Genomic DNA, 24,275 nt, shown 5'->3' with positions numbered 1-24,275 from the left:
GGCGCCTCGCACGTCTCAATCCCCTAAAAAGTCGATCGAAAAGCTCTTTAGCGCGGTAGTCCGTTATCGAACAAATCGTCATGGCAACACTTCAATCACGCGCGCCGTCCGCGAGATTGAGAAGGCGTTGAGGATCGCACACCGTGAGTTTTTGACGACCGCCTTCCACGATCCCCTTGCTCTCCCACGCGCTGAGAATTCGTGACACCGTGTGAAGGGTGGTGCCGGTCATCTCGGCGATGTCCTGTCTCGATATCGGAAAGTCGATACGAATACCTGCCGCGACCGGGCGTCCTGCCTGCTTGGAAAGCCTGAGGATGGCGTGGGCTACACGTTTTTCCACTTCCTCGGTCGACATCTCGCGGATGCGCGTATGCGCCTCCTCGAGCCGTTGCCCGATCGTCTGCATTGCCGTGACGGCGAGGCGGGGGTTCTGCTCGACGAAGCGCGGCCACATGTCTGTCGGCCAGCCAAGAACAAGGCTCTCGGCCGCAGCCAACGCGGTCCCAGGATAGTCCGATCTGCGAAGTGCCATGGCGAAACCAAACAGATCGCCCGGATGCACCATCCGGACGATAATCTGCTGTCCGTCCTGGGTAACCTGAGTAACCTTCAATCGGCCGTGCAACAGCAAAAAGAACGATCGCGCTGGAGCGCCTTGTTCGAAGACCGCATCGCCTTGGGCGACACGACGTGGAACCGCATGCTCGAGCATGGAGTCGAGGTCGGGATCCGTCATCCGCTCGAAGAGCGGCAACGATCTTAAGATGGTGCGATCAACCTTCATCATGGCTCCGATTCATTGGGGCGCTTACAAACAAGCCAAAGGTGTCCGCTGCGGTTTTGCGCGCGAAGTCTCTGACGCTCTCAAAGAAGGATTGCCTGCGGATCAAGCGGAAGCCAAGATTATCGGGAGGACTTCCGACCGTGCATCCGCCACCCTTTGGATTTCGGACGAAGCTGCTCATCGGCGAGCGATGCCTGCCGGACGCAATCATGATACCGCAGGTCCGCGGGTCTGGCTCCTCTGGCTTGGCTCCGCTGCCAAGATCGACGCGCTTGTTGCAGGTCGATGTCCACTCCCATACGTTTCCACCGAAGTCCACCAACCCCGTCTCGCTTATTCCGAACGACCCTTTGGCTTGTGGCCGCGGATCGATCGACGCAGCCCGGCGCGCTTCACGCTCGTAGTCGGCAAGCCATCGTGTCGCGGGGTTCTTGTCGTCGATGTCGATGCCGAGCGCGTCGTCGGGGAAGCGGTCGGCGGCGGCATAGGCAAGCTCGAAATCCGTCGGTAGTCGCCAGTCCTCTCCTGTACGCTCCGACAGCCACGCTGCGTAGCGCACCGCATCGTCGTAGCTGACGCCCGTCACCGGTATGTCTTCTCGCGACAGGCTATCTCTTCCTTCGGCTGGCGAGCAAACGCTGTCGTCCACGCAGCGGTTATATTCACCGAGCGTGGTCTGAAACTTCATGATGTCCAGCGGCGATCTGACGGCGATCTCGTGCTTGGGAGCGTCGATTGCCAGGCCGTTTCGGAAATACTCCGTGGCGTCACGATAGGCGAAGGTGTGAGGCGCCACGGTCAGGAAGACGGGCGAGGCGACGGTCGCTCCTGGCTCCCTCATCACAACGAATCCGGACTCCACTGCGACCGCTCCTGAAAGGATCGCAAGGAGTGCAAGGGGAACCGCGATGGATATGCCTGAAACCGCTTCAGTCGCAGCGTTCCGAGCCATGGTTTTTACGCACGTAGCGCCTCTCTATAAATGATGGTGCGCAGGCTACCCCAGCCCGCGCACCGCCCCGCCGCCAGGTCAACTTGCCGATGGCGCCCTGACCGAAGTCATAAGGTCGTCGTTCCAGTCGCCTGTGACCTTGAAGTGGGCAGCTGCTCCCAGTTCGAAAGCCTCGATGAGGTTGTGGTTTACATAGGCATAGATACCCGGCTGCGCAAAAGTGTACACCGCCGCGCCTGCAGTGCCGCCCGGTATGAACCAGGTTTCCTGATCGATGTCCGGAACGTTCTGGAACTTGCCCGTCGCCCATACGTACTCGCCGTGGCCGCCGATAAGATGCGGACGAGTGTCACGATTTGCCTGCGAATGGATGATCAGGACCGTCTCGCCGACCTTGGCGGTCATTGCATTGTCGCCGGTCAACGCACCGACTGCACCGTTGAAGACGATGTGGGTCGGCGTCAGCGTTTTCATGACCGCGATGGTATCCTCGTACGCGTCGCCGGGGCTGTCGTATTTCTTGAACTTGCCGTTCGCGTCGCGCGGAACATAGAAGTCCTGCTCGCCGACATAGTAGACCTTGTCGTAGACGATCGGCTTCCCGTGGCCATCGGTGAGGCCATCGCGCGGTAGCACCATGATCGCGCCGTTCATGCCCGAGGTGACGTGCCAAGGCACCATTCCGGGAGGTGCGCAGTGATACACGAAGACGCCTGCCTTGGTCGCCTTAAAGCGGAGAACCGTAGTATCGCCAGGGTTGACGACGGTCAGGGCACCCCCGCCGAGCCCACCGGTGGCGGCATGGAAGTCGATATTGTGCTGCATGGTGTTGGTTTCAGGATTTACGAGTGTCAGCTCGACGTAGTCGTCCTGGTGCACCACCATCAACGGACCGGGCACCGAGCCGTCGAACGTCATGGCGTTGATTTCGGTTCCTTCCTTGTCCAGCACCATCTTCTTTTCCTGGATGGTGAGGGTGAATTCCTTGATTTTGGGGCCGCCCTTGGCCTTCTGGTCATGGGCGTGGACGAACGGCGGCTTCACAAGCTCGACCTTCTCGCGAGGGAGCTTCGACAGGTCGACAGCCGGCTTCCTGCTCGGCTTGAGTGCTTCCGTCGAATGCGCGTCGTCTGCCTTGGCGGCATTGGTGGCTACGATGATTGGCGTCAGTGCTCCGGCGACAGCAGCGCCGGTCAGCATTGTGCGCCGGGTCATTTGCATATTGTTGGTCATTTCCACTCTCCTGAAGTCGAAGACGGAGCGAACGCCGCCCGGTCGAGTTGGAAACTAGTAGAAACCCCAATGAACTCTTTGATTTGGCGCAAACTGGCAATTTGTGGCAGCGCAAAGTTCCAAACCTCTTCTTTGCGTAATCTCAACGACCTGCGTCGTGAAATCCTGCATTGCTGTGTGATCAATCTGGAGACACTGATCATGCAGAAAATAATGGCCAAGGACGAGCACGTTCCGCGCGGAATGTCGCGCTCAGGCCTCGTCCTCTTCTCTTACGGCTTCCGCCCGTTTTTCCTGGCGTCGGCATTATGGGGCATCGTCAGCATCGATCTCTGGGCTGCGTCCCTTAGCTTTGGAATTCCAGTCGCAACCGAGTACGGTACGCTCCTCTGGCATGCCCACGAGATGATCTTTGGCTTTGCGCCGGCAATCCTTGCCGGCTTCCTGCTGACGGCGATCCCTAACTGGACGGGCAGGCTGCCGATTGCGGGGCGTCCTCTGGCGACACTCTTCGCTGTCTGGTGCGCTGGCAGAATTGCCATGCTCATGAGTTCGTCGATCGGAGTGATGCCTGCTGTCGCTGTCGACAGCCTTTTTCTGCCTGCCATGCTGGTTCTATGTGCCCGCGAGGTCGTGGCGGGCAAGAAGTGGAAGGACTTGAAAGTCATCGCCGGTCTCGTGGTATTGTCCATCGCCAACGTGCTCTTTCATGTTCAGGTGATCGCAGGACAAAACCCCGAACTCCCGATCCGTCTCGGCCTCGGAGCCTATGTGCTGCTCGTGACGATCGTTGGCGGACGAATCCTTCCGAGTTTCACACGTAACTGGTTGAATCAGTTCGGTCGCACAGAGTTTCCGGTTCCCTACAACCATTATGACGCCGCCGCCATCATCATGGGTGCCGTTGCGCTTGCCGCCTGGGCCGTGGCGCCTGAAGCGCTGATTACCGGTCTGTGCGCAGTGATCGCCGCAGCCATGAACGGGGTCAGGCTCTATCGCTGGCGGGGCTGGAACGTTTGGCCGGAACCGATACTCTTCGTGCTCCATGGCGCCTACCTGTTCGTGCCACTCGGCTTTGCTGCCGTCGCTCTTGGAACATTGGGAATGCCTCAGGTCGCGGTCCTGCATGTCTTTGCGATCGGTGCGATTTCCTTGATGATGCTGGCAGTGATGACGAGAGCCACCCGCGGGCATACCGGCCGAAAGGTAAAATCAAGCCGCCTGACCAACTACTCCTACCTCATACTGGCAGCCGTCGCACTTCTGCGGCCGACCGCCGAGCTGATACCTTCGTTCAGCTCCGAAATATTGATGGTGTCCGCGATCGGCTGGACGGTCGCCTTCTGCATGTTTGCGCATGAGCATGCTCCGTTCCTGTGCCGTGAAAGGAAGCAATTGGCGAGCAGGTGATCACCACAGGTAAGTTGCGATGCCGTCCGGGGACGGCATTCGCTCTTGTGCTTTTCTGCGGGCGCATACCTCGCTGTCATGCCGCAGGGAGCGGCGAAAGGATCGCCTCGGCTCGGTCGCGCCTGGTGATGAGGGCCCAAATCTCTTCAGCGATATCGTCGGGATCGATCGTGGGAAATCCATCGAGCTTGACCCCGTGCGTCTCCAGAGCGCTCTTGCCCGCCGACGCTTGGGTAACAAGTGGATGATCCTCGCGATCGCGATACTTGTTGGGCAGCAAGGACGCTTCAGCGAGCTGAAACGGTTGATTGGTGGTGTTTCTCAGCAGATGCTCACCCGCACCCTGAAGGTCTTGAGCGTGATGGAATGGTCACGCGAAAGGTCTATCCGACCGTGCCGCCGTAGGTCGAGTATGCTTTGACCAATTTAGGCCATTCACCCTCTTTGCCGCTAACGCATCTCGCGGAATGGGTCGTGGATCATGTAGACCAAATTGAAGCTCACCGAGCTTCACATGGCGAAGCGAACCGATGAATGTCGCAATGGTTGCACGCGCATCGACCGTTTTGGCGTTTGCGCCAGACATGCGTCGAGGGTCGACAAGTTGGATGATGCGTGTCTTGAGGGAGGAGTAAAGTCAGATAGCAAGATCGCTTTACGTGGCGGAGCGAGACGGAGCCGACGACGCAAATCTGGTTTCTTCGCTCACAACGCTGCCGTCGGCCGCCAGGACCGCGATCCATACTCGATTTCCGAGGCGAACAGTCAGGCGTGTCTTACCGAGGTCCGCGTCCTGACCCATTTCGACCCTGCTACGAACAAGACCCTGCGCCATGTAACGTCGAAAGGCTTCCGGCGACAATCCAAACCGGTCCGCCAGATAGGACGCATCGACGGTCAGCTCGTCGAGATCAACTTTGCCCTTGATGCTCATGCCTGCCGCTCTCTACGGGACTAAAGTGAAAACAATTCCGCCATTTCAGGCGACCAAGGCGGGTCGTAGACAAGTCGGACCTGCGCCTCGCTTACCCCCTCCAACGCCTCCACCCGCATTTTTACCGCCTCGGCGAGAAAGCCGGAAGCAGGACAGAAGCGCGTGGTTGTCGTCATTTCCACAGTAACGAAGCCGTCCTGAGAAATCGAGACATCATAGATCAGCCCGAGGTCGACGATTCCGGTTCCGACCTCTGGATCTTCGATTTCTCGGAGGGCATCAAGGACGGCGTCGCGGGTGAGGCTAGGTCCGGACATTGGTCGCATCCAGGGGCGTGGCCCGGATCATGATCCGGTACACCTTTCCCGTTTCATCGAAATTTCCAATCCATTCGTGCCCGCGTTCCTTCAAGAGGTCGAACAGGAAGACCGGCTCCCTGTTCAGAAGCGCGAAAAGAACCTCGCCGTTGCTCATGGTCTCGAGCCTCGACAGAATTCGCTCCATCGGTTCAGGAGGCGGAAGATCGGTCAGGTCGAGGTTCCAGGTCGGGTCCGGCCAGATCGCCTCCGACGCCGCGGCTGCGGGTTGAGTGTCCTGCAGAGCTTCGCGCGGAACGAATTCGATTTCCCAGTCGTCGTCGGCAAGGCGTCTGGACACGTGCGCAAAGCCCCGCTGTTCGAGTTGTCGGATAAGCGGCACCGGTTCAAAGATCGCGTGCAATCGCACTCCTTCGCCGGGATTAAGGGAGGCAAACGTATCCATTATGAGCTGGAAGGGCATCCCGCCGTCACGCAGGACTTGTCGAACATCGAGTTCACGAAGCTGAACCATTGGCGTTACCTCTGTGGTTTGCGGCGAAGAATAGCGCCGGCTGTTGAAATGGTGCTCTTTTGGTGGCTGGCTCCACGTTTGCAAGCGCGCGGGCAAGCAGGAGTTCGACGGCAAGGGCCGCCGTGGCGAAAGTCTGAAGAATGACGGCTGCGTGAAAGCCCAGGTCGGATCCGGCAGCGATTGCCGCAGCGGCGGCAACGACGGCGACGTAGAACATTCCAAGCCAGACTGCAGCACGACTTCCAGCTATCAGATCCCCCAGACGTGGCGTCGGCCTGCGACCTAAGAGGGGTCCAAATGCCTCGATCCAGGTCAGGAAGGGGACAATCTTTAAAAGTTGCGCCAAGCCCAGACCGGAAAGCCATCCGAAGACGAACAGGTAGGCAGCAGCAGTCACGAGCTCCGAACCGGCGTGGAATAAAGGTGCCAGCACCAGCATCGGAGCCGAAATGCCCAAAAGGGCAAACGCGGGTAAGGATCCCGACGTGTTGAGCTCCAGCGTCTTGCGACGCCGCGAGCGATAAGTCCTGAACAACTCTACCAAGTATGCGGCGATCGTGGACTGGAAGACCAGTCCGCCCATCAGAAAGATGCTGCGTGCCAAGGCAGGATCGAACATGGCACAGAACGTGGCGATCGCCAGCATCGAGATACCGGCCGATCCGCTGAGACGGATGAAGGGCGACCTTTTCATATCGTCCGACAGCAGGAACATCGGCAGCAACTTGTAGCTCACCCCGATCGCGGCAAAGGTCATCCACCCGAGCAATCCAAAGCTTGCGTGAAATGGCACCGCGTTCGTCACGAACTCAACGATAGCCGCCGCACCCACGACACCGGAGACAGTTACAGCGAAAAGCGACCCAAGTGCTGCTGTCACGATCAGGCATGCAATAGCAATTAGGACGAGCGGCGACGCAGCGTGTGCGGCTCTACCGCGCCAGAGAACGGCGAAAAGAACGAGGCCGATCGACAGGATGGAAGCCGCAAGCGTGAGCGACGCCGCAACCATCGTCAGTCCGGCAGCGCTCGATCCCGTATTGATCAAATGAAATCCGAACAGCAAAAGACCCAATCCCACGACGAGGCCGCCAAGGCTGGCCGCGTCAATTCGATCGGCCGGAAGGCTCAGACCTGTCATGACAGGCGCAAACTGCAGCAGCGCTCCTATCATCAGAAGACCAAGCCAACCGATGGTAACGGAGTGCACGACGATGAGTGCGTGGGGCTCCGCGATGTCCAACGACGGCGCCCACGCTCCCGCCGCGAGCAGGATTTCTGCGAAGAGCAAAAAGAATACCGCCGCGCCGAAATACGCCATTGTCCAACGCGACAGTGTGGTGCCCACGGGCATCATCGCGCTTCTCCACTCCTAGTGGCTGCCGCAGCAGCAGTCGCAGCCGGCGTCAAGGCGGGTGATCTCGACGCGCCAGACTTCCGGTCCCTGCTCCAGATACTCCCAGGAGAATTTGCCAGGGAACGCGGTCTCGAGCTGATAGTGAAGGGGGCGGGGCTCGTGGTCGCTGGTGATCAACAGGGTGCCGCCGGGGGTCAGGGAACCGAGCGTGCCAAATATCTGCATATGGCGCTGAGCGTGTGGAAGCGTGCGCACGTCTATATGTGGAGCTTCGGCAGGGGGAGTTTGCACATCAGTCATTCTGGCTTGGTTCCTTATCGCCGCCGGCTTGACCACTGACAGGACCGCGGCTCGCCACATGTCAGAAGTCTACGATAGGCGCCATTGAAGGGACCGACTTTGACGACGGACAAATATCAAAGATTTCGCCGAACCGGTGCTTATTGATCTAGGACAAGGAACGCAGAGCCGATCACCATCATAAGCATCGTGACTTTCATGAAGGATGCCACGATGTCAGATTTGGTCGCAAAGTACGGCGAAGCCCGGCTCCCGCGTTATACCAGCTATCCAACCGCGCCCGCCTTTTCGGCAGCGGTCGGGCCCGACGACTACATGCAAGGGCTTGCCAACGCTGCGGAATCTGGATCGGTCTCTCTCTATCTTCATGTTCCATTCTGCCGTTCCATGTGCTGGTACTGCGGCTGTCATACGACGATAACGCGGCAAGATGCCCCTGTTCTCGAATACCTTGACGTGATGAACCAGGAGATCGAGATCGTTTCGTTCGCCGCGGGAAATTCTCTCCGGGTGAAGAACGTTCATTTTGGCGGCGGTACCCCCACGATCATGAAGCCAGAGGAATTTACTGCGCTTATGCGAAAGCTTCGAAGCGCGTTCCAGTTCGAGGCCGATGCCAGCGTTGCCGTCGAAATTGATCCGCGAACCCTCTCTCCGTTGATGATCGAGGCATTGGGCGAGAACGGCGTGGATCGTGCAAGCCTTGGCGTCCAGAGTTTCGATCCGGTGGTCCAGCGGGCGATCAACCGAATTCAGACTTTTGAGCAGACTGAGGCGGCGGTCGCCGGGCTGCGTGCTCACGGCGCCTCGAGCATCAACTTCGACCTGATCTACGGCCTCCCGCACCAGACGGTTGCATCCTGCGTGGAGACCGTCAGGCTGGCGACGGAGCTAAGACCCGAGCGTTTCGCGGTCTTTGGATACGCGCACGTTCCTGCCTTTAAGAAGCATCAGCGCCTGATCGAGGAAGCTGCGCTTCCAAACGCTCGCCAACGCAACGAGCAGGCCGAGGCGATTGCGCAAGAGCTTGTCAGTGCGGGGTACGTCCGGATCGGTCTCGACCATTTCGCCTTGCCCAATGATCAGCTCTCAATCGCTTCCCGCTCTGGCTTGCTGCGGAGGAACTTCCAAGGTTATACGACCGACGAGTGCGACACCCTGATCGGTCTCGGCGCGTCCGCAATCGGACGTCTGCCGTCCGGGTACTACCAGAACCATGTGGCTATCGGCAGGTATGCCGAGATGGTTTCCTCAGGCGTCCTTCCCACCGCGAAAGGATATCTCCTCACCGACGAAGACAAGCTTCGTGCGAGGGTGATTGAGAGACTCATGTGCGACTTCGAAGTCGATCTGCCCAAGCTGAGCGAAGACGCTGGCTATGACATCCGCTTCCTGCTCGAAAGGAACGAGAGACTTCAGGAACTCGTGACCGACGGAGTAGCGACCGTCGTCGACGGCCGGGTCACGGTATCAAAGGACGCGCGCTTCATGGTCCGCGCCGTCGCTGCAGCTTTCGATGCCTACTTCGGCTCGTTGGGAAGGACACACAGCAAGGCCGCCTAGCGATCGGCGATGTCGGCAAGTGGCGCTGAACCGGGACCTTTTGCGTGGCTTGCGAGCGCCTGAAACGGTCAACCTGTGCCCGGCCACGGCTCCTGAGTGCGAAGGACGGTAGCAGAAACAACGTGCTTCGGAAACGCGGCGGCCAACCTTGCTCGGGGTGGGCTGGCCGTCCCTGCCGGATTCTCAGCTCCCCGTTTCAATTGAATAGGCAAAACTAGGCAGTCCTTTTGCAAGGACCGGGCCGTCGCGGCAAGGCGTCACCTTGAAATCACCTGCGTCACTTGTCATATATGAAGCGACAAATGACGCGGAGATGATCCCATGGTGATTGCGGCAGAGAAAATTGTCCCGGAAACGGTGACCGGCGAATTGCAGAAGGTGGCGGCGTTGCTCGGCGGTACGCGCGTCTTGTCGCACAGCCTGACCAGTCCCCTCGATGCGCATGAACTGCTTTTGCGCGGCCTGCCGGCCTCGGCGCTGGATCACCTTGTCGGGCAACTGGTCGTCATCGGCAAGACCGACTCGCTCGAAAAGGCTGTCGGCATGAGTCTCAGGACCTGGCAGCGGCGGAAGGACACGCCCTCCAGGCCGCTCAGCCGGGAACAGAGTGGCCGCGCGTGGAAATTCGCCGAGATTCTCGCAAAGGCAACAGATATCCTCGGATCGCAGGCAGAAGCCGAGCAATGGCTAGAACGCCCGGCGATCGGGCTCGACCAGCGCCGCCCGATCGATCTTCTCGGGACGCCCGCCGGCGTCGAACTTGTCGAGGATCATCTCGAGCGCCTCGAATACGGCGTCTATGCATGACCCTCTTGCCAATCGGGCTCGGCGGGACCGAGTTGGTCGCGTGGCGGCTCGATCAAGCCGTCCATGCGCCGACCTGGGATAGCGGCGAAGGCGCCTATCGCGTTGGCGGCCGCTGGAACAGCAAGGGCGTTCGCGCCGTCTACTGCTCGCTCGATCCCGCGACTGCAATCCTCGAGGTCGCGGTCCACAAGGGGTTTCGGGCTCTCGATACGGTGGCGCATATGATGACGGCGGCTATCATTGCCAATCCTGGCGATGTCCATGTCGTCGATCCAAAAAACGTGTCCAATCCCAATTGGCTGCGCCCGGGCATTCCCGGCGCGGGACAGCAAGTCTTCGGAGACGATCTGCTGCGACGCCACCGTTTCGTCGCGATCCCGAGTGCTGTCTCGCCGCACAGCTGGAACCTGATTTTTCTGGCGGGCGGCGCGACAGAGGCCTATGCCTTGAAGTTCCAGGAAGGCTTTGCCCTCGATACCAGGCTGCACCGACCTATGGCATGAATGAGCCCGGGTTGCGTCACCGCAATCTGTTACGCGAGCGCGCGAACATTCGGGCGAGTGTAGACTGATCGTCCTGCCCGTCGGTCGGGCGCGTACACCGCTCGGCATCGACCCCTAACTGGGTGCCCCGCGTCAAACAGCTGCCCGTGTCAGCGCAGACAGAATCCCAACGGTGTAGCTAACCAATGCCGGACAACTTCGCCGGCACGGCTCATTGCTAGGCCGTCAGGTTGCGGTAGATCGCCGGAAGGGCGCTTGGAAGCTTGGCGATATCTGAAACCAGCGCGAACCCGGCTCGACCGAAGATGGCCGGAAGGTAGTCGCCCGCATTGCGGTCGACGGTGACCGCAAACAGCGCCTGACCGCGACCCCGCGCGTCCATCACAGCACGGCGGCAGTCTTCAAGAGCGAACCGGCCTTCGTAGTGGTCAACATCGTTTGGCTTTCCATCGGTCAGGATCAGCAGCAATCTCTTTCGCGCACCTTGATCCTCGAGCTGCTTCGAAGCGTGACGGATGGCAGCTCCCATACGTGTGTAGTAGCCGGGCTTCAAATTCGCGATGCGCCTTGCGACGTTCGGCGAAAACCTCTCATCGAAGCTTTTGACTGTGTCTATCCGTATCCAATCGCGACGGCGCGACGTAAACGTGTCGATGGAGAACCTATCACCGCAGGCGTCAAGACCGCGTGCCAAAACGTCCAGCGCCTGGATCTCAACGTCCAGAACTCTTCGGTTGTCTACCCAGGAGTCCGTCGACAGCGAAACGTCAACCAATATGGACGTCGCCAACTCATGCGCCGCGGGGCGGGCGCATTCGTAGATGCGGTCGTCTGGTTGTCCGGTCGCGACCAGATCCACGCGCGAGCGGACGACAGCTTCGACATCGAGTTCGTTGCCATCCAATTGCGCTCTTCGAATTTCGCGCTTCGGCCGCAACGTTTCAAACTGGCGCTTCACCTTCCGAATGATCGCCTGATCGCTGGCAATTGGCTTCTCATCCGATTCCGATGCCATCCCAAGTACGACGCGGCAATGATCCGGCAGGTATTCCTGCTTTCGAAAATTCCATTCAGGATAGGTCAGTTCCGTCTTTATTCGCGATGGATCGAAGGCTTCGGGAGAAAGGTCCAGATCGAAATGGAACTTCGACTTCGGCCGCTCCTTCGTCTCGCTCAGAGTAATTTCGTCAAGCTCCTCGGCGGCAGCAGCATCTTCATCCTCCCGGTCGTCCGTCGGTCGGTCGACGTTGACCATCTCTGCCATCGCAAGGATCTTTTCAAAGCGATTCAAGATGAACGGGTCCCGCTTCCGATCGTCGGCATCTGTCTTTCGCCTGGCTTCATGCGACGGCCTGTTGGCATTGCCGTCGTTTCCTTCCGACGGAAGATCGTCACGATGCGATGGGTCACGCTCCGCCTTGCCGACATAGTCTGGCCAGATCGGAAGTGGCAGCATCGGAAGATATCCCGGAGGCGCCACACGTATCGTCGGTCGCGAGGCGTCGGGCAGGGGGTGCCGCAGTGGAAAGGTGAGCGCGGTTTTGGCGAATTCCTCGATTTGCCTCTCTGCGCCTGGCAGCTTGCCGCGCGTGCGGCACGCAAGTATGGCGTGGCTCAGACGCGCGTATCGCTCTTCCATGCCGGGAAAGATCTCGATGACGCTAGCGGAATTAGTTCGGCCGGCTTCAATTCGGGCGATGTCGGCAAGTGCCGGGTCGATTGGTCGCGGTTCAGAGATCGGGGCAACCGCGATGTAGCCGGCGAGCCAGAAATAAAGCTCCCGGTTCAGGGACGTGTCCTCGAACATGTCTATGACGGCCGGGAGGTGGATGGCGGAACCGTCCCATGTCGGATGGTCGCTCCGTTCCTCGCCAAGTCCGACAACCTGGCGCAAGCGCAGTCGATGCAAGGAGGTCTTCTGCCGTGCCTTCTGGATCTGCAGGGTCGCTTCGCCGCCGAACGCGCGAAAGCAGACGGCGAGTTGAGACTTGATTTCGGCCAGATGCACGGCATGCGCCGGATGGCGCGGCCAGGAGCTGGTGTCACCGACGAACCGGTGCCACGCGCGTCCGACTGTCTCCTCGAGTTCCAGAAATTCCAGCATGTCTGACCTACCCAAACGTTGCTTTGGCGATCTCCACCAGAGCGGCCTTTACGTCCGGCTCGTCGGTGAGCGGCTCGATGATGGCGGCGCGCACCGCGTCGGCAGGAGGCAGTCCTGCATCAATGAGCGTCGCACAATAGATAAGGAGGCGCGTGGAAACCCCTTCCTCCAGATCCTGCCCCTTCAGGACCCGCAGACGGCGCGCAAGGTCCACGAGCGGAGCCACCTTGCCTTCCGCTAGCCCACTCTCGAGCGAAACGGTGACGATCTCCTGATCTCGTGGAAGGAAATCGAACTCGATGGACACGAACCGCTGTCTGGTGCTCGGCTTCAGCGCCTTCATGAGGTTCTGGTACCCGGGATTGTAGGAGACGACCACCATGAAGCCCGCCTGGGCTTCCAGGAGTTCGCCAGTCCTTTCGAGCGGAAGGATTCGCCGGTCGTCCGTCAACGGGTGGAGAACCACGGCGACGTCTTTGCGAGCCTCGACGATTTCGTCGAGGTAGCAAATTCCGCCGTTCCGGACCGCCCTTGTCAATGGCCCGTCCACCCACACGGTTTCACCACCCTTCAGCAGGTAGCGTCCGGTCAGGTCGGCCGCGGTAAGATCGTCGTGGCAGGATACCGTCGAAACCGGAAGACCCAGACGCGCCGCCATGTGGTGGACAAATCTGGTCTTTCCGCAGCCTGTTGGTCCCTTCAGGAGCACAGGCAGTTGCCGTGTCCATGCGCTTTCGAAAAGCGCGCATTCATTGCCATGGCTGGTGTAGTGGGGGATTTCAGCGTTCGGATTGAGCGGGGATTTGAGAGCTATGGTCATTTCTGATCTCCAGAAGGAGCCCGCCTATTCGGCGGGCTGGGCTACTGCGTTGGTTGCGCGGGCCCGTCCGGGGACGAGCACCGACCAGATGAACATGATCGCGCTCGCGAAGACGAAGACGCCAGAGCCGAGCCTGACCCAGTAGAACATGCTGAGCTGGTCCTGGACGTCCATGTAGGATTGACCGAGCACTCTCTGCAGGTGGACCTGGATGATGCCGGCGAACGTCAGCGCGAATGTCATGACCGACATTGCCCCGCACATGATCCAGAAGCTGCTGATCGAGAGCCACTGGTTGTAGGGAGCGCGACCCTTAATCTGCGGTATCGCGTAGGCCATCGCAGCAAGGTTGAGCATCACGTAGGCCCCGAAGAAGGCCAGGTGGCCATGGGCTGCGGTCACCTGCGTTCCGTGGGTATAGTAGTTCACCGACGACAGCGTATGCAGGAAGCCCCAGACACCCGCGCCGAAGAAGGCCATGACCGAGCAGCCGATCGACCACAGGAGCGCAGCCTTGTTTTCATGCTTGCGTCCGGCCCGCCATGTCATGACGAAGGTGAAGACGACCATGGTGAAGAACGGGGCGACTTCGAGCGTCGAGAAGAGCGATCCGATCCACTGCCAGTAACCCGGTGCGCCAATCCAGTAGTAGTGGTGGCCGGTACCAAGGATGCCCGAGAACAGTGCCAGGCCGATGATGACGTAGAGCCACTTTTCCACGACCTCCCGATCGATGCCATTGAGCTTGATCATCAGGAACGCCAGAACGGAAGCCATGATCAGTTCCCAGACGCCCTCGACCCACAGATGGACGACGTACCACCAGTACATCTTGTCCAGCGCCAGATTGACCGGATTGTAGAAGGCGAACAGGAAGAAGATTGCGACGCCCCAGAGGCCGAAGAGCAGAATGTTGGTGATCGTCGTCTTGCGTCCCTTGAGGGCCGTCATGGTGACGTTGAACAGGAACATCAATGCAACGATCACAATTCCGACCTTGATCGCAAACGGCTGTTCAAGGAACTCGCGACCTTCGTGAATGTGGAACAAGTAGCCGACGACGGCGACCGCTGCCGCCACTAGGAAGATCCAGAACTGCGCAATCGCAAGCTTCGGGCTGTAGAGTTCCGTCTCGCACTCTTCCGGAAGGAGGAAATAGGTGGTGCCCATGAACCCCATGAGCAGCCAAACGATGAGCGCGTTCGTATGGATCATGCGAACGATATTGAATGGCAGCTCGACGGATAGCGTGTTCGGCAGCACGTAGATCGTGCCCGCCAGCACGCCGAATAGGAGCTGCGCCATGAACAGGCCGAGTGCTCCATAAAAATAGAGCATGGCGACGCTTTGAGTCTTGTACTTCATTGCTTGATCCTCTCGCCTGTCAACCGGCCTGGTTCGGCGGCCAATTCTGTGTCTTCATCTTGCTGACCCATTCGAGGAAGTCGGCAAGATCGTTCACTTCTTGGTCGGTCAGATTGAACTGTGGCATCTGCCTGCGGCCCTCGATGCCGGAAGGCTGCGCCGCCATCCAGGCGTGCAGTGCTTCGCGCGCGTTGGCGGGATCCTTGTCACCGCCCCAGCGAATCCACACGTTTGACAGCTCGGGCGCGAAGTAGGCGCCTTCACCATCGAGCGTGTGGCAGTTGATACAGGAGTTCTTCTCCCAGATGTGCTTGCCCCTTGCGACACTTTCCGTAAGGGTCGCCTCGTCGGTCGAGACGGTTCGGATGTAATAGTGGCTATGGGCGGTGAGGCCCACGAAAATGGCGAAAAAGAATGCCGACCCGCCGTAAAACACGTTTCGGGCCGCGGTTTTTGTTAGGCGTTCAGCCATCGATTATCCTTTCATGTCAGTGGCGGATACGCCGCGACGTCGGAAACCGAGCCAAGGGCTCGCGATGACTTTGATGGCTGAAATGGGCAGACGGGTCTTTGTCAATTCGCAAAGACAGCCGAGAATGCGATGACCTTCACCAAGGCGATTGTCAGTACGACCGCCGCCCAGGCGATTAACGCCCTCCTGGTACTCGCGCCCCTCGATCGAAGGCCGAGGAAGTCGAGCACAACGAGACGCACTTTCAGGAGTGCAAGGGCTGCTGCCACGATTGGTGCAGCCGGTCTCGCTGACGTATTGGGAAGGAGGACCATCACTGCCAGGATGCTGATCGTTAGGATGATCAGGTAAAACAGCGCCCGCTGCGGGTTGGCCGAAATTCCTCTTGGACCGTTCATAGCAAATAAACCACCGGAAACATGACGAGCCAGACGATGTCGATCACGTGCCAGAGGGTCGTGATCAGGTGGACATTCTGGCGGGAAGGAAACCTGGCAACGAGGAGGAGCACCAGCGACCCGAAGGCGACGTGGGCCAGATGAAAACCGGTCAGCAGGATGTAAAGCTGCGCAAACACGTCGCTCGAAACGAGCGTTGCGCCTTCCAGCCAGTATTCGTGGATCTTGAGGGCGAAGAACAAAAGGCCACCAGCAGCCGCTGCCGAGAGTCCGAGGCGTTGTCGCATGCCGGTATCAGACGCGGCAGCAGCGGCCGACCAGCCACTGACGAGCAGAACGATCGTATTGAGAACCGGTAAAACTGGATGGAGCCGGGCTTTGCCGGCTGCAAAGTCTCCGGGCTGCAGCCACGACGCTACGACGAATGCCGCAAGCAACGCGCCGAACGCGACAAGTTCACTCCACGCCAAGATCCAGGTCAGCAGATCGTCGTCCGATCCTTCACCCGCGTAGTCGTCTTTCCCAGTCGAAATGATCGCCGCCATGGCGCGAGAAGCTATTTGCCTCGCGGCGAGCAGTCTTTGATCGATCGCAAAGATGGCGCCAATCATCGCGTCTATGGTCGCCGCAAAGGAGACAGTGATGACAGACGCACAGATAGGACTCTCGATAGCGACCCCGGTGATCGTTCTGTTTGCGATTACCCTTTACCGCATGGGCGTGCTGCAGCGAACCGGCGTCGTGTCGGCCGTCATCGCGGCGATCGCGATCGCCGCAAGCCTGTTCCTGCAGAGGTGAAATGAAAGATATGACATCGAACGCCTTCTCTGATCTCGAGGCCTGCTATGGGCAGCTCATCTCGTGGTGCGATCTTCTCGAAGCGATCGCGGACTTTCTTCCTTGCCATGTCGACGAGCGACTGTGCGAGACCATAACCGTTGGGCTTGTCCCGCTTCTGGCCACAAGCCATCAGCTTGAGGAACGACTTCTCTGCCCAGGCCTTGGGCTGATCATGAACCACGAAGAGTTCAGGGATGCCGATGAGCGTCGGCGCGCCAGCAGGCTCCTCGACTACGACGCAGCCCAGGACGTCGTGGAAACGCTTCTTTCGCTACAAGAGGGAAGATGTGCGCTCTCTTGGGACGCAGTTGGATATCAGCTCCGCTCGTTCTTCGGCTCGATGCGCCGGCATATTCGCTCCGAGCGGGAGATTATGGGCCTGATCAAAAAGGCAATGGCGACCGCTGGCAGTAACCCTGTAACGGGGACCGTAGCGACGGAGGCGGCATGATTGCATCTCAGGCAAGCTATCGGAACTCTCCCCGTATCAGGCTCTCTGTCCAGGGTCCGTGGCACCGCCGCCAAATCGATGGATGCCCTTTAAGAATTCTCTGCGCAGCGCCTGCTACTGAGTGAGCAGGCTCCCCTCAAGGTGCGCGGACGTAAAGTCGTCTATCAAAACCTCAACATCCACTTTCCATCCTGTTGGGTCACTTAGAGACAATACGTCTGCCTGCCAGCCGCCTTCTGGCGACTTCGCAAGAGGGTACTTGATCGGTTCCACCCCGGCGTCCGGATTCATAAGGCGAAGGGATACCGAGCGCGGCTCGAGTGATCCAAAATCGGGACCCATCAGGACGACCCGTGCGTTCGCCGTGCCGGCAGGCTGCGGGGATAGCTCAAGCTGAGCCATGACTTGCGCAGAATGCAGATGCACAGAAAAGCTTGGCTGCTCGGCTGTCGATGGAGCCGGCCCCGCAAAGCGCCAAAGCGACGCTGCGCCAACGATCGCAATCGCCAACACGATTTCGCAAGCTATGCTTCGGCGGAGCCGGACTGTGGCCCCTGGATTTCCCGCCAAGGCCGGCTTGGTAAGCCAGAACCGGTTGTAGCCGGCCAGAACACACAAGGCAGCGACAAGACCCACCTTGAAAACGAGTACCCGACCATAGAGGGAGGAAACGAGGTGCGAAATTTCCGGAAGTTCAATGAACGCAAGCGTTGCGCCGGCCACCAGCATGAGGCCGAATGGCACGGGGATGGCACGCGAGAAGCGAAGAAGCGGTCGCTGGCTGACACGGGTCTTGCTGAGCCTCCAAAGCGGAAGCAGGCTTCCGATCCAGAACATCAAGGCGGCGCCGTGAAGCATTATGCATAGCCTGGCAAGCCAGCGAGGTTCGACGACGTTGCAGTGCCCCGTAAAGGCAAAGGCAGCTGACGCGGTGACCATCGCAAGCACGGCCACGGCGAGAGCGGCTCGACGGTTGGATCGGATCGGGAGCGAAGTCAGCACGATCGACAACAAAGCGAGCGCAGCCGCAACCATGCCATTGCCCTGAGCGGCGGTCGCCAAGGGTTCAAGCCCAGCATACACCGGGCCGCCGCCCAGCTCGTCGAGGCCCTGCAGATATAGTCCCGCCACAAGCAGAACGGCGCCAGAAACGACCGTGGCGACTGTCCGTACCGGTGTTACGCGGTCGGGATCCAGCCAACGGTTGAAGAGCGCTCCGCCGACGACGATCGCCAAGTAGAGGACAGAGATGGTGTGTACCGCCCATATCGCGACAGCCAGGGCGGACGTCGCGCTCTGAGGCATTGCCGCCGCGGAGGTGGAGGGAGCGCCGACGTGAAATACAAGGGACCCGCCGATGGGGTGCCCATCTTCGGATTCGACGCGATAGCTAATGATCACCGAGCCATGCTCGATCGGATCTTGAAGACGGAGCGTTACGGTCGCCCCGGACAGGTCCGCAGTCAGGTTCTGACTGTCTCCATCGGCGTCTCTGGCGGCGGCCCGGATGACCCGCACAGGCTCGTTGAATTGAAGCCGCACGGCCCCTGCTGGCGTCGCGAGGGTCTCATTGCTGGCCGGTGACGAGCTGACGAGGACGGCATGGGCATGTGCGTTAGCCGGCAGGAGCATGCCCGATGCAAGCATCAGCAGAAATGCTGCCGGTTGAAGGAGCGATGTCGCCCAGTTGAGAGCCTTTGAGCGCATGGGCGACTACTCGCATGCTAGGAGCGGGGCTGCTCGACCACGTCGAAATACGGCGCGGGCTTCTCGTAATCGTCGGACGTCTTGCCGGCAGCCGGAATCTCAATCCATCGTTCGGAAGCCCCGTCGGTGCATTCCTGGACAATAGGGACATAGATCCGCGTGCCAAGCGGGAGCTCCTTGGCAACCGTGCCGCGGAAGACGAACTCGTCGTACTCGTCGTCAGCCAGACTACCGCCGCTCCACACGATCTCGCGCACACCTTCCTTGACGGGCTTGCCGTAGAGATCGTAGCTCTTTTCGTAGGTCGCCTTGATCTTTTCGATTGTCCACCCCTGCTTGGGCATCGGCTTGGCGGACAAAAGACCTTCGGGAACCTTGACCCGAACCTTGATCGTCGGCTTGCCTTCACAGCCGTGTCCGATGCGGACAACCGCCTTATAGCCCTTGCCGGAAATGCCTTGGCTTTGCTCAAGCGTTGCGTGGGCATGGGCCGCGCCTACGGCGAAGAGCCCCGCCACGACAGCCAGTGAGACTTGCTGGATCATGAGATTTCTCCATCGTGCGGGATGGCGCGCAGTCAAGCCGCCACCCGCAGCAGATTTTAGTTACTGGGTCACCTGCGCGAGGTCGGCGTCCAGGCGCTTGCGAACCATATTCGGTACCTTGGCAGTCTTAATCGCATCGAGATTGGCGGGCGCATCGCCGACCTGGATCAGGGCGACCATGCCCATGCCGGCATGTGGCGTGCATTTGACCACGTAGGCGCCGGGAAGATCGAACTTGGCCTGGTACTGTTCGCTGGGCTTGGACTTGAACTCGGCCGCACCATCCGGGATGAGCCCCTTGAAGGTCTCGACGTTATGGCTCTTGTCGGTTGGAACGAAAGTGATCGTATCGCCGGGAGCAATCTTCACGAAGCTGGGCTCGAATACCATAGCGCCGGCGGTGCCCTTGTTGAGCATCTGAACCTGATGGTCAGCAGCCATCAACGGCGCCGTCGAAGCTATCAAGGCTGCCGTTGCAGCAATCAGACCGTACTTCAAACGCATTTGCATATCTCCTGTTCTCGAGGTCGTCTTGGCCTCAAGAACGCTTTTAGGACACCTCACGCGGATGATCTTTGACGCTCGTCAAACTGAGAGACGAACCTGTCGCAGATTGAGAAATCGCGTTTGTGTCGCGTGATTACTCTAGGCGCAAGAGGAAGAGCGATGCGGAAGGATTGCCTTACCTACGCCCTTTTCAGTAGGGGTCAGAGCAATTGTGCGAAGTTCCATGAAATACAACAACTTATTATAGTATGGGCTAGTGTTACTCTTTTCAGAGGTTGCCAGCATGTCATCCAAGGAAGATCCGCAGCTGCCCCGCAATACCGCGCGAAGACATTTTCTAGGCGTGGCCGCAGCTGCCGGTGCTCGGCTCGCCAGCCTCACGGCGTTGGCGGCGGCAGTTTCCAAGTCTCCCGCGAGCGCGATGGGCCGGCGTTGGGGGCGGGGTCACTCCGGTGGAGGCGGGAACGGCTCCGGTGGGCAGGGAGGTTCTGGTGGCGGTGACGGCGGCGCGCGGTGCTTCCTGCGTGGGACGGCGATCCTCACGGATTGCGGCGAAAAGCCTGTCGAGGATTTGCGTGTCGGCGACAATGTTGCCCTTCCGGACGGGAGCGCCCGTCCCGTCAAGTGGGTCGGCCGCCAGGTCTTCAAGAAGAGCGGCCAGCGCTGGCAGGAAGGGGTTGTGCCGATCCGGGTTTCCCGCCACGCGCTGGATAGCCGCACACCGCATTCCGATCTCTACCTGTCGCCCGGCCATGCGCTGTTTTTGAATGGCGTTCTGATCCGCGTGAGGGATCTCGTGAACGGCACGACAATCGCGCCGGTCGTTCCGGCCGACGACACGTCGATCGAGTACTATGCTGTCCTGCTCGGTACCCACGAAGTCATCCTTGCCGAAGGTGCCGCGGCCGAGAGCTTCCGTCCCTCGGAGAGCAATCACGAGAACTTCTCCAATTTTGCCGAGTACAAGCACCTGTATGCCGGTGATGAGCACACCGCCATGGCACCTTATGCGACGGTGCTGGGCGAGGTAGGCGGCCGGGCGCACTTGAAAGCGCTTCTTCTCATTGGCGCTTCGCTCCTGGTGCCGATGCGCGATCCGTTCGGGGATGCCTGCGACCAGATCAACGCCCGCGCCAAAGAGCTGTCGGTCTGACCAGCTGCAGGCTTTCCGCGCCGTCGAGCGCCAAAACTACCCCGCCGAGCGTTACGCGCAGCATCGCGCCTGAAGCGCTGGGCCGAAGCCAGACCGCCTGGCGGATCGTCTGTACTTGCGGCAGCCTCAGCGGGCTGACCGCAGCCGCGCGGGCCGGTATGGGCGGTTGGTGCAACCGCGCAGCGGCGCTGTCCTCCATGACGACGAGCGAAATTGTCAAAGCGTTAGCTTCGCGCAGCGCGTCGACGATTTCCGCTTCTGTCTGGCTGCTGTATGGCATCGGCGCGAAGGCCGCCTTGGTGACCTGGCGGATCGCCGCGACGTTGCTTGGCTGTTCAGGGCGGATTTCGTGCAAAGTCAGGTTTGTCAGCATTAGCTGGCATCGAGCAGCTCCCGTATTTTCGCCGCCAGGTCGCGCGCCGTATAGGGCTTGCGCAGCCACTGAGCTCCAGGAACGCCGTCCTGTCCGACCAAGCCGGGCTCTGAATATCCCGACGTGAAGAGGACCGCCATTTCAGGACGAAGGTCTCGCGCCTCGCGGGCGAGTTCATCACCGGTCATTCCGCCGGGCATCACGATGTCGGTAAACAGCAGAGCTATGTTGTCGTTTGCCTGCAGGACCTCCAAAGCGCGGCGTCCGTTTTCTGCCTCCAGAACCGAATATCCCATGGAGGACAGCCTCGCGACGGCGACGCGCCGAACGCGCGGATCGTCTTCGACAACCAGGACCAGTTCTGTCCCTTGGGGGAGGGGGCTTTCAACAGGCTCCGATGCCTGACTGCGCTCCTGTGATCCCGAACTGCTCATGGCGGGCAGATAGATGCGGATCGTGGTTCCGCGTCCAGACTCGCTGTACAATTGGAGGTGACCACCGGACTGTTTCACGAAGCCATAAACCATGCTGAGGCCGAGGCCGGTTCCGGCTCCCACTCCCTTCGTCGTGAAGAATGGCTCGATGGCGCGCTTCTTAACCTCCTCGGACATGCCGGTGCCGGTATCGGTCATCGAGACGAGCACGAAATTGCCACTGCGCACTTCCGGATACATCTTGGCGTAGTCGGCATCGAGGTGCACGCGCGAAATTTCGGTGGTGAGACTTCCGCCCTTCGGCATCGCATCTCGAGCATTCAACGCGATGTTCAAAATTGCGTTCTGAAGCTGCGAACTGTCCACGAGCACGTTCAGACCCGACCCGGAGATAACGGTCGACAACTTGATGTTTTCCCCGAGGGTTCTTCTTAGAAGATCCGAGAAGCCGGTCAGAAGCTGTCCAAGATCCGCGGGCTTCGGATTCAAAGGCTGACGCCGCCCGAAGGCCAGCAACTGTCCCGTCAATTTCGCACCATCAGCGGCGGCACCCTGGGCTTCCCTCAGGATATCTCTAAGCTGGCCTGGCGGGAGCTTGTCCTCGATCATTTCAAGGTTGCCGCTGATGACGGTCAGAAGGTTGTTGAAGTCGTGGGCTATACCGCCGGTCAACTGACCGACCGCCTCCATCTTTTGGGATTGACGGAGATCCTCTTCGATCCTGAAGCGGCTGGTGAGGTCGCGCAGGAAGCCGGTGAATATCCGCTCCCCATTTGCCGTCGTTTCGCCGACGTGAAGCTCCATCGGAAATTGGGATCCGTCGGCTCGCTGGCCCGTGACAACGCGACCGTAGCCGATAATCCGCTTTTCGCCGGTCGTCAGATAATGGTCGATATAGCCGTCGTGAGCGTCACGGTAAGGATTGGGCATCAAGTTACTGACGTTGCGGCCACAGATTTCTTCGGCTGACATGCCGAAGAGCGTCTCGGCCGCCTTGCTGAAGGAGAGGACGTTGCCCCTGTGGTCGATAACAACCATGGCATCCGGAACCGTGTCCAGGATCGAGCTCAAGTGGGCCTCGCGTGCATTTACCGCGTCCTGGGCCCGTCTGAGGGCGCTGACGTCGCTGTTCGTTTGAATGACGGCCAGATCGCCATCGGTCAGGTTCACCAGCACGCAGCGGGTTGCGACATGAATGTCGTGACCACTCTTGTGGCGGTGAATGATTTCGCCTTGCCAGAATCCGCGAGATTTTAACTGCGCATGAATACTGTCGACGGGCTCTGGAAACTGCGTCGCCAAGAGTTCGTACACATTTTCGCCGACGGCCTCTTCTCGCGCCCAGCCATACATGTTCTCGCAGCCGATCGACCAGTGTGTGATGGCCCCCTCGAGACGATGAACGATGATGTCCGCACCATCGAGCACGTGCACCAAGGCGTCCAGTTCCTGAGACGACGCAGTACGCGGCGATATGAGGCGATGCGGCATGGCTTTACCTGCTGGGTTCATGGCATTAGTGCAGACTGACGCTATGGCAGGTTTTGTCCGAGAAATCATCTCCATTCCCCGACAACTGCACCAGACGGCTAAGATTAACGATTCGGAGATCGTGCCGTCCTTCCGGCACGACGATGTTGCGCGCGGCGAGCTTGGTAATCGTCCTGGAGACGGTCTCGATCGTAAGTCCGAGGTAGTCCGCTATATCCTGGCGGTTCATCGGGACGCGAAGCAGGCCGTTTTGCATCTTGGCCTCGCTGCGTGATGCGAGCTTGACAATAAAGCTGCAGAGACGCTCTTCCGCATTAAGCTTCGACAAAAGGACCATCTGGTCGTTGGCCGCAGCGGTCTCCTCGCAGAGCAGGTTGATATAGACGGGGCGCAGAGCGTCGGAGCGAGCGATTTCATCATGAAAGCTCTTGCGCGATACACGCCGGATCTTGCAATCGCTGACTGCCTCCGCCGTAAAGAGAAAGGCGCTTTGAAGCGACGCTCCGATGAGATCGCCCGGGAAATGGAACGCGGTAATCACGCGACGACCTTCGCCGATTATGCGGTGGAGACGTACGACGCCTTCGACAACCTGGAAGAGATGTTTGGCCGCGTCGCCCTCCCAGCAGATCGCCTTTCCGGCCGCAATGGTTTCTGTCGCAGACGTCATGAAGAGGGACGAGAGGGACTGCGCCCCATTCATTCGGTCATGTGTTGCTTCCGCGTGTTCAAAAGCGGTGTTGTTCGGCATCAGCATCGTCGCGTCCCCTCTCGGTTGATGAGGGCACTAGACCGTCGTCGAGTCACACAGGAATGATCGAATGGTTCCAAAGGGTGAGAATTTGTAACAGTTTGTAACAGCACCATGTTTCGACCGAAAGTGAGGCGTCGTTGATTTAGATCAAGGAGCCAATCTCGAGCCCGTGACAGTCCTTCCC

Annotated in this window: 27 protein-coding genes and 2 pseudogenes; 9 read left to right on the top strand and 20 right to left on the bottom strand. The window is 59.5% G+C overall.

What is annotated here, in order from left to right; genetic code table 11:
• Positions 1–91: 91 nt before the first annotated feature.
• The 3 genes from NBG89_RS19655 to nirK all read right to left on the bottom strand — a co-directional run bounded on the left by NBG89_RS19655 (position 92) and on the right by nirK (position 2,972).
• Positions 92–787, bottom strand: a complete 696-nt coding sequence (locus NBG89_RS19655; protein WP_431324583.1) for a Crp/Fnr family transcriptional regulator — start codon at positions 785–787, stop codon at positions 92–94.
• Positions 777–1,739 carry an SUMF1/EgtB/PvdO family nonheme iron enzyme gene (locus tag NBG89_RS19650; RefSeq protein ID WP_431323812.1) on the bottom strand — a complete coding sequence of 321 codons (963 nt, stop codon included), beginning with the start codon at positions 1,737–1,739 and terminating at the stop codon, positions 777–779. Before NBG89_RS19650 ends, NBG89_RS19655 begins: the two co-directional genes overlap by 11 nt.
• A gap of 78 nt (positions 1,740–1,817) precedes the next feature.
• Positions 1,818–2,972, bottom strand: coding sequence for a copper-containing nitrite reductase (nirK, locus tag NBG89_RS19645; RefSeq protein ID WP_431323811.1), 1,155 nt, complete (start codon positions 2,970–2,972; stop codon positions 1,818–1,820).
• Positions 2,973–3,173: 201 nt separating this feature from the next.
• Between nirK and NBG89_RS19640 the strand changes: the two genes are divergently transcribed.
• Entirely contained in the window at positions 3,174–4,382 is a 1,209-nt protein-coding gene (locus NBG89_RS19640) for an NnrS family protein (protein ID WP_431323810.1), read from the top strand.
• Positions 4,383–4,458: 76 nt separating this feature from the next.
• Here NBG89_RS19640 and NBG89_RS19635 read toward each other — a convergent pair whose 3' ends face one another.
• Complete coding sequence (locus tag NBG89_RS19635) at positions 4,459–4,662, bottom strand: hypothetical protein (protein WP_431324608.1); 204 nt, start codon at positions 4,660–4,662, stop codon at positions 4,459–4,461.
• Between NBG89_RS19635 and NBG89_RS19630 the strand changes: the two are divergent.
• Positions 4,612–4,916 (top strand): annotated as a pseudogene (locus NBG89_RS19630) (winged helix-turn-helix transcriptional regulator). The gene NBG89_RS19635 and the pseudogene NBG89_RS19630 overlap by 51 nt on opposite strands.
• Before the next feature lie 121 nt (positions 4,917–5,037).
• Here NBG89_RS19630 and NBG89_RS19625 read toward each other — a convergent pair.
• The 5 genes from NBG89_RS19625 to NBG89_RS19605 are packed head-to-tail and all read right to left on the bottom strand — an operon-like array spanning position 5,038 to position 7,804.
• Entirely contained in the window at positions 5,038–5,316 is a 279-nt protein-coding gene (locus tag NBG89_RS19625; RefSeq protein ID WP_431323809.1) for a DUF6522 family protein, read from the bottom strand.
• 20 nt (positions 5,317–5,336) lie between these two features.
• The gene (locus NBG89_RS19620) at positions 5,337–5,633 is read right to left on the bottom strand and encodes a metal-sulfur cluster assembly factor (protein WP_431323808.1); all 297 of its coding nucleotides are present in this window, start codon (positions 5,631–5,633) and stop codon (positions 5,337–5,339) included.
• Positions 5,620–6,147, bottom strand: a complete 528-nt coding sequence (locus NBG89_RS19615) for a DUF2249 domain-containing protein (protein WP_431323807.1) — start codon at positions 6,145–6,147, stop codon at positions 5,620–5,622. The genes NBG89_RS19620 and NBG89_RS19615 overlap by 14 nt, the downstream gene beginning before the upstream one ends.
• Positions 6,131–7,504, bottom strand: coding sequence for a hypothetical protein (locus NBG89_RS19610; RefSeq protein WP_431323806.1), 1,374 nt, complete (start codon positions 7,502–7,504; stop codon positions 6,131–6,133). The genes NBG89_RS19615 and NBG89_RS19610 overlap by 17 nt, the downstream gene beginning before the upstream one ends.
• A gap of 15 nt (positions 7,505–7,519) precedes the next feature.
• Positions 7,520–7,804, bottom strand: coding sequence for a DUF2249 domain-containing protein (locus tag NBG89_RS19605; protein ID WP_431323805.1), 285 nt, complete (start codon positions 7,802–7,804; stop codon positions 7,520–7,522).
• A gap of 213 nt (positions 7,805–8,017) precedes the next feature.
• Between NBG89_RS19605 and hemN the strand changes: the two genes are divergently transcribed.
• The 3 genes from hemN to NBG89_RS19590 all read left to right on the top strand — a co-directional run bounded on the left by hemN (position 8,018) and on the right by NBG89_RS19590 (position 10,677).
• A complete protein-coding gene (gene hemN, locus NBG89_RS19600; RefSeq protein ID WP_431323804.1) occupies positions 8,018–9,367 on the top strand; it encodes an oxygen-independent coproporphyrinogen III oxidase in 1,350 nt (449 codons plus the stop codon).
• Positions 9,368–9,688: 321 nt separating this feature from the next.
• Positions 9,689–10,174: a type II RES/Xre toxin-antitoxin system antitoxin gene (parS, locus tag NBG89_RS19595; RefSeq protein WP_431323803.1), complete on the top strand. Its 486-nt coding sequence runs from the start codon at positions 9,689–9,691 to the stop codon at positions 10,172–10,174.
• Positions 10,171–10,677 (top strand): RES family NAD+ phosphorylase, encoded by a 507-nt coding sequence (locus NBG89_RS19590; protein ID WP_431323802.1) that lies wholly within the window; start codon positions 10,171–10,173, stop codon positions 10,675–10,677. Before parS ends, NBG89_RS19590 begins: the two co-directional genes overlap by 4 nt.
• Before the next feature lie 217 nt (positions 10,678–10,894).
• On the opposite strand, the gene NBG89_RS19585 is transcribed toward NBG89_RS19590, so the two are convergent.
• The 6 genes from NBG89_RS19585 to NBG89_RS19560 form a co-directional block, all read right to left on the bottom strand.
• A complete protein-coding gene (locus NBG89_RS19585) occupies positions 10,895–12,781 on the bottom strand; it encodes a nitric oxide reductase activation protein NorD (RefSeq protein ID WP_431323801.1) in 1,887 nt (628 codons plus the stop codon).
• A 7-nt stretch (positions 12,782–12,788) separates the two neighbouring features.
• Positions 12,789–13,601, bottom strand: a complete 813-nt coding sequence (locus tag NBG89_RS19580) for a CbbQ/NirQ/NorQ/GpvN family protein (protein ID WP_431323800.1) — start codon at positions 13,599–13,601, stop codon at positions 12,789–12,791.
• Between the two features lie 24 nt (positions 13,602–13,625).
• Positions 13,626–14,966, bottom strand: coding sequence for a cbb3-type cytochrome c oxidase subunit I (locus NBG89_RS19575; RefSeq protein ID WP_431323799.1), 1,341 nt, complete (start codon positions 14,964–14,966; stop codon positions 13,626–13,628).
• Between the two features lie 19 nt (positions 14,967–14,985).
• Entirely contained in the window at positions 14,986–15,438 is a 453-nt protein-coding gene (locus NBG89_RS19570; protein WP_007795217.1) for a c-type cytochrome, read from the bottom strand.
• A 101-nt stretch (positions 15,439–15,539) separates the two neighbouring features.
• Positions 15,540–15,836: a cytochrome C oxidase subunit IV family protein gene (locus tag NBG89_RS19565; protein ID WP_431323798.1), complete on the bottom strand. Its 297-nt coding sequence runs from the start codon at positions 15,834–15,836 to the stop codon at positions 15,540–15,542.
• On the bottom strand, positions 15,833–16,381 hold the full coding sequence (locus NBG89_RS19560) for a cytochrome c oxidase subunit 3 (protein WP_431324582.1): 549 nt from the start codon (positions 16,379–16,381) through the stop codon (positions 15,833–15,835). The genes NBG89_RS19565 and NBG89_RS19560 overlap by 4 nt, the downstream gene beginning before the upstream one ends.
• Positions 16,382–16,478: 97 nt before the next feature.
• Between NBG89_RS19560 and NBG89_RS19555 the strand changes: the two genes are divergently transcribed.
• The gene (locus tag NBG89_RS19555) at positions 16,479–16,634 is read left to right on the top strand and encodes a hypothetical protein (protein ID WP_088694100.1); all 156 of its coding nucleotides are present in this window, start codon (positions 16,479–16,481) and stop codon (positions 16,632–16,634) included.
• Between the two features lies 1 nt (position 16,635).
• A complete protein-coding gene (locus tag NBG89_RS19550) occupies positions 16,636–17,127 on the top strand; it encodes a hypothetical protein (protein WP_431323797.1) in 492 nt (163 codons plus the stop codon).
• A gap of 114 nt (positions 17,128–17,241) precedes the next feature.
• Here NBG89_RS19550 and NBG89_RS19545 read toward each other — a convergent pair whose 3' ends face one another.
• The 3 genes from NBG89_RS19545 to NBG89_RS19535 are packed head-to-tail and all read right to left on the bottom strand — an operon-like array spanning position 17,242 to position 19,883.
• Positions 17,242–18,834 (bottom strand): copper resistance CopC/CopD family protein, encoded by a 1,593-nt coding sequence (locus NBG89_RS19545; protein WP_431323796.1) that lies wholly within the window; start codon positions 18,832–18,834, stop codon positions 17,242–17,244.
• Between the two features lie 17 nt (positions 18,835–18,851).
• Entirely contained in the window at positions 18,852–19,379 is a 528-nt protein-coding gene (locus NBG89_RS19540; protein ID WP_431323795.1) for a YcnI family copper-binding membrane protein, read from the bottom strand.
• A gap of 60 nt (positions 19,380–19,439) precedes the next feature.
• On the bottom strand, positions 19,440–19,883 hold the full coding sequence (locus tag NBG89_RS19535; protein WP_431323794.1) for a pseudoazurin: 444 nt from the start codon (positions 19,881–19,883) through the stop codon (positions 19,440–19,442).
• 286 nt (positions 19,884–20,169) lie between these two features.
• Between NBG89_RS19535 and NBG89_RS19530 the strand changes: the two genes are divergently transcribed.
• Both NBG89_RS19530 and NBG89_RS19525 read left to right on the top strand, forming a co-directional pair.
• Positions 20,170–21,039: a Hint domain-containing protein gene (locus NBG89_RS19530; RefSeq protein WP_431323793.1), complete on the top strand. Its 870-nt coding sequence runs from the start codon at positions 20,170–20,172 to the stop codon at positions 21,037–21,039.
• Between the two features lie 41 nt (positions 21,040–21,080).
• Positions 21,081–21,229 (top strand): annotated as a pseudogene (locus tag NBG89_RS19525) (LysR family transcriptional regulator); the annotation flags it as partial.
• Between the two features lie 182 nt (positions 21,230–21,411).
• Here NBG89_RS19525 and NBG89_RS19520 read toward each other — a convergent pair.
• Both NBG89_RS19520 and NBG89_RS19515 read right to left on the bottom strand, forming a co-directional pair.
• Positions 21,412–23,337 (bottom strand): PAS domain S-box protein, encoded by a 1,926-nt coding sequence (locus tag NBG89_RS19520; RefSeq protein ID WP_431323792.1) that lies wholly within the window; start codon positions 23,335–23,337, stop codon positions 21,412–21,414.
• Positions 23,338–23,362: 25 nt separating this feature from the next.
• Positions 23,363–24,094 carry a Crp/Fnr family transcriptional regulator gene (locus NBG89_RS19515; RefSeq protein WP_431323791.1) on the bottom strand — a complete coding sequence of 244 codons (732 nt, stop codon included), beginning with the start codon at positions 24,092–24,094 and terminating at the stop codon, positions 23,363–23,365.
• Positions 24,095–24,275: the final 181 nt, after the last annotated feature.

This window comes from Rhizobium sp. YTU87027 (assembly GCF_050644135.1).
Classification (GTDB): Bacteria; Pseudomonadota; Alphaproteobacteria; order Rhizobiales; family Rhizobiaceae; genus Rhizobium.
Note: the sequence above shows the minus strand (reverse complement) of the source record. Positions and strands in the feature narration are given on the sequence as shown.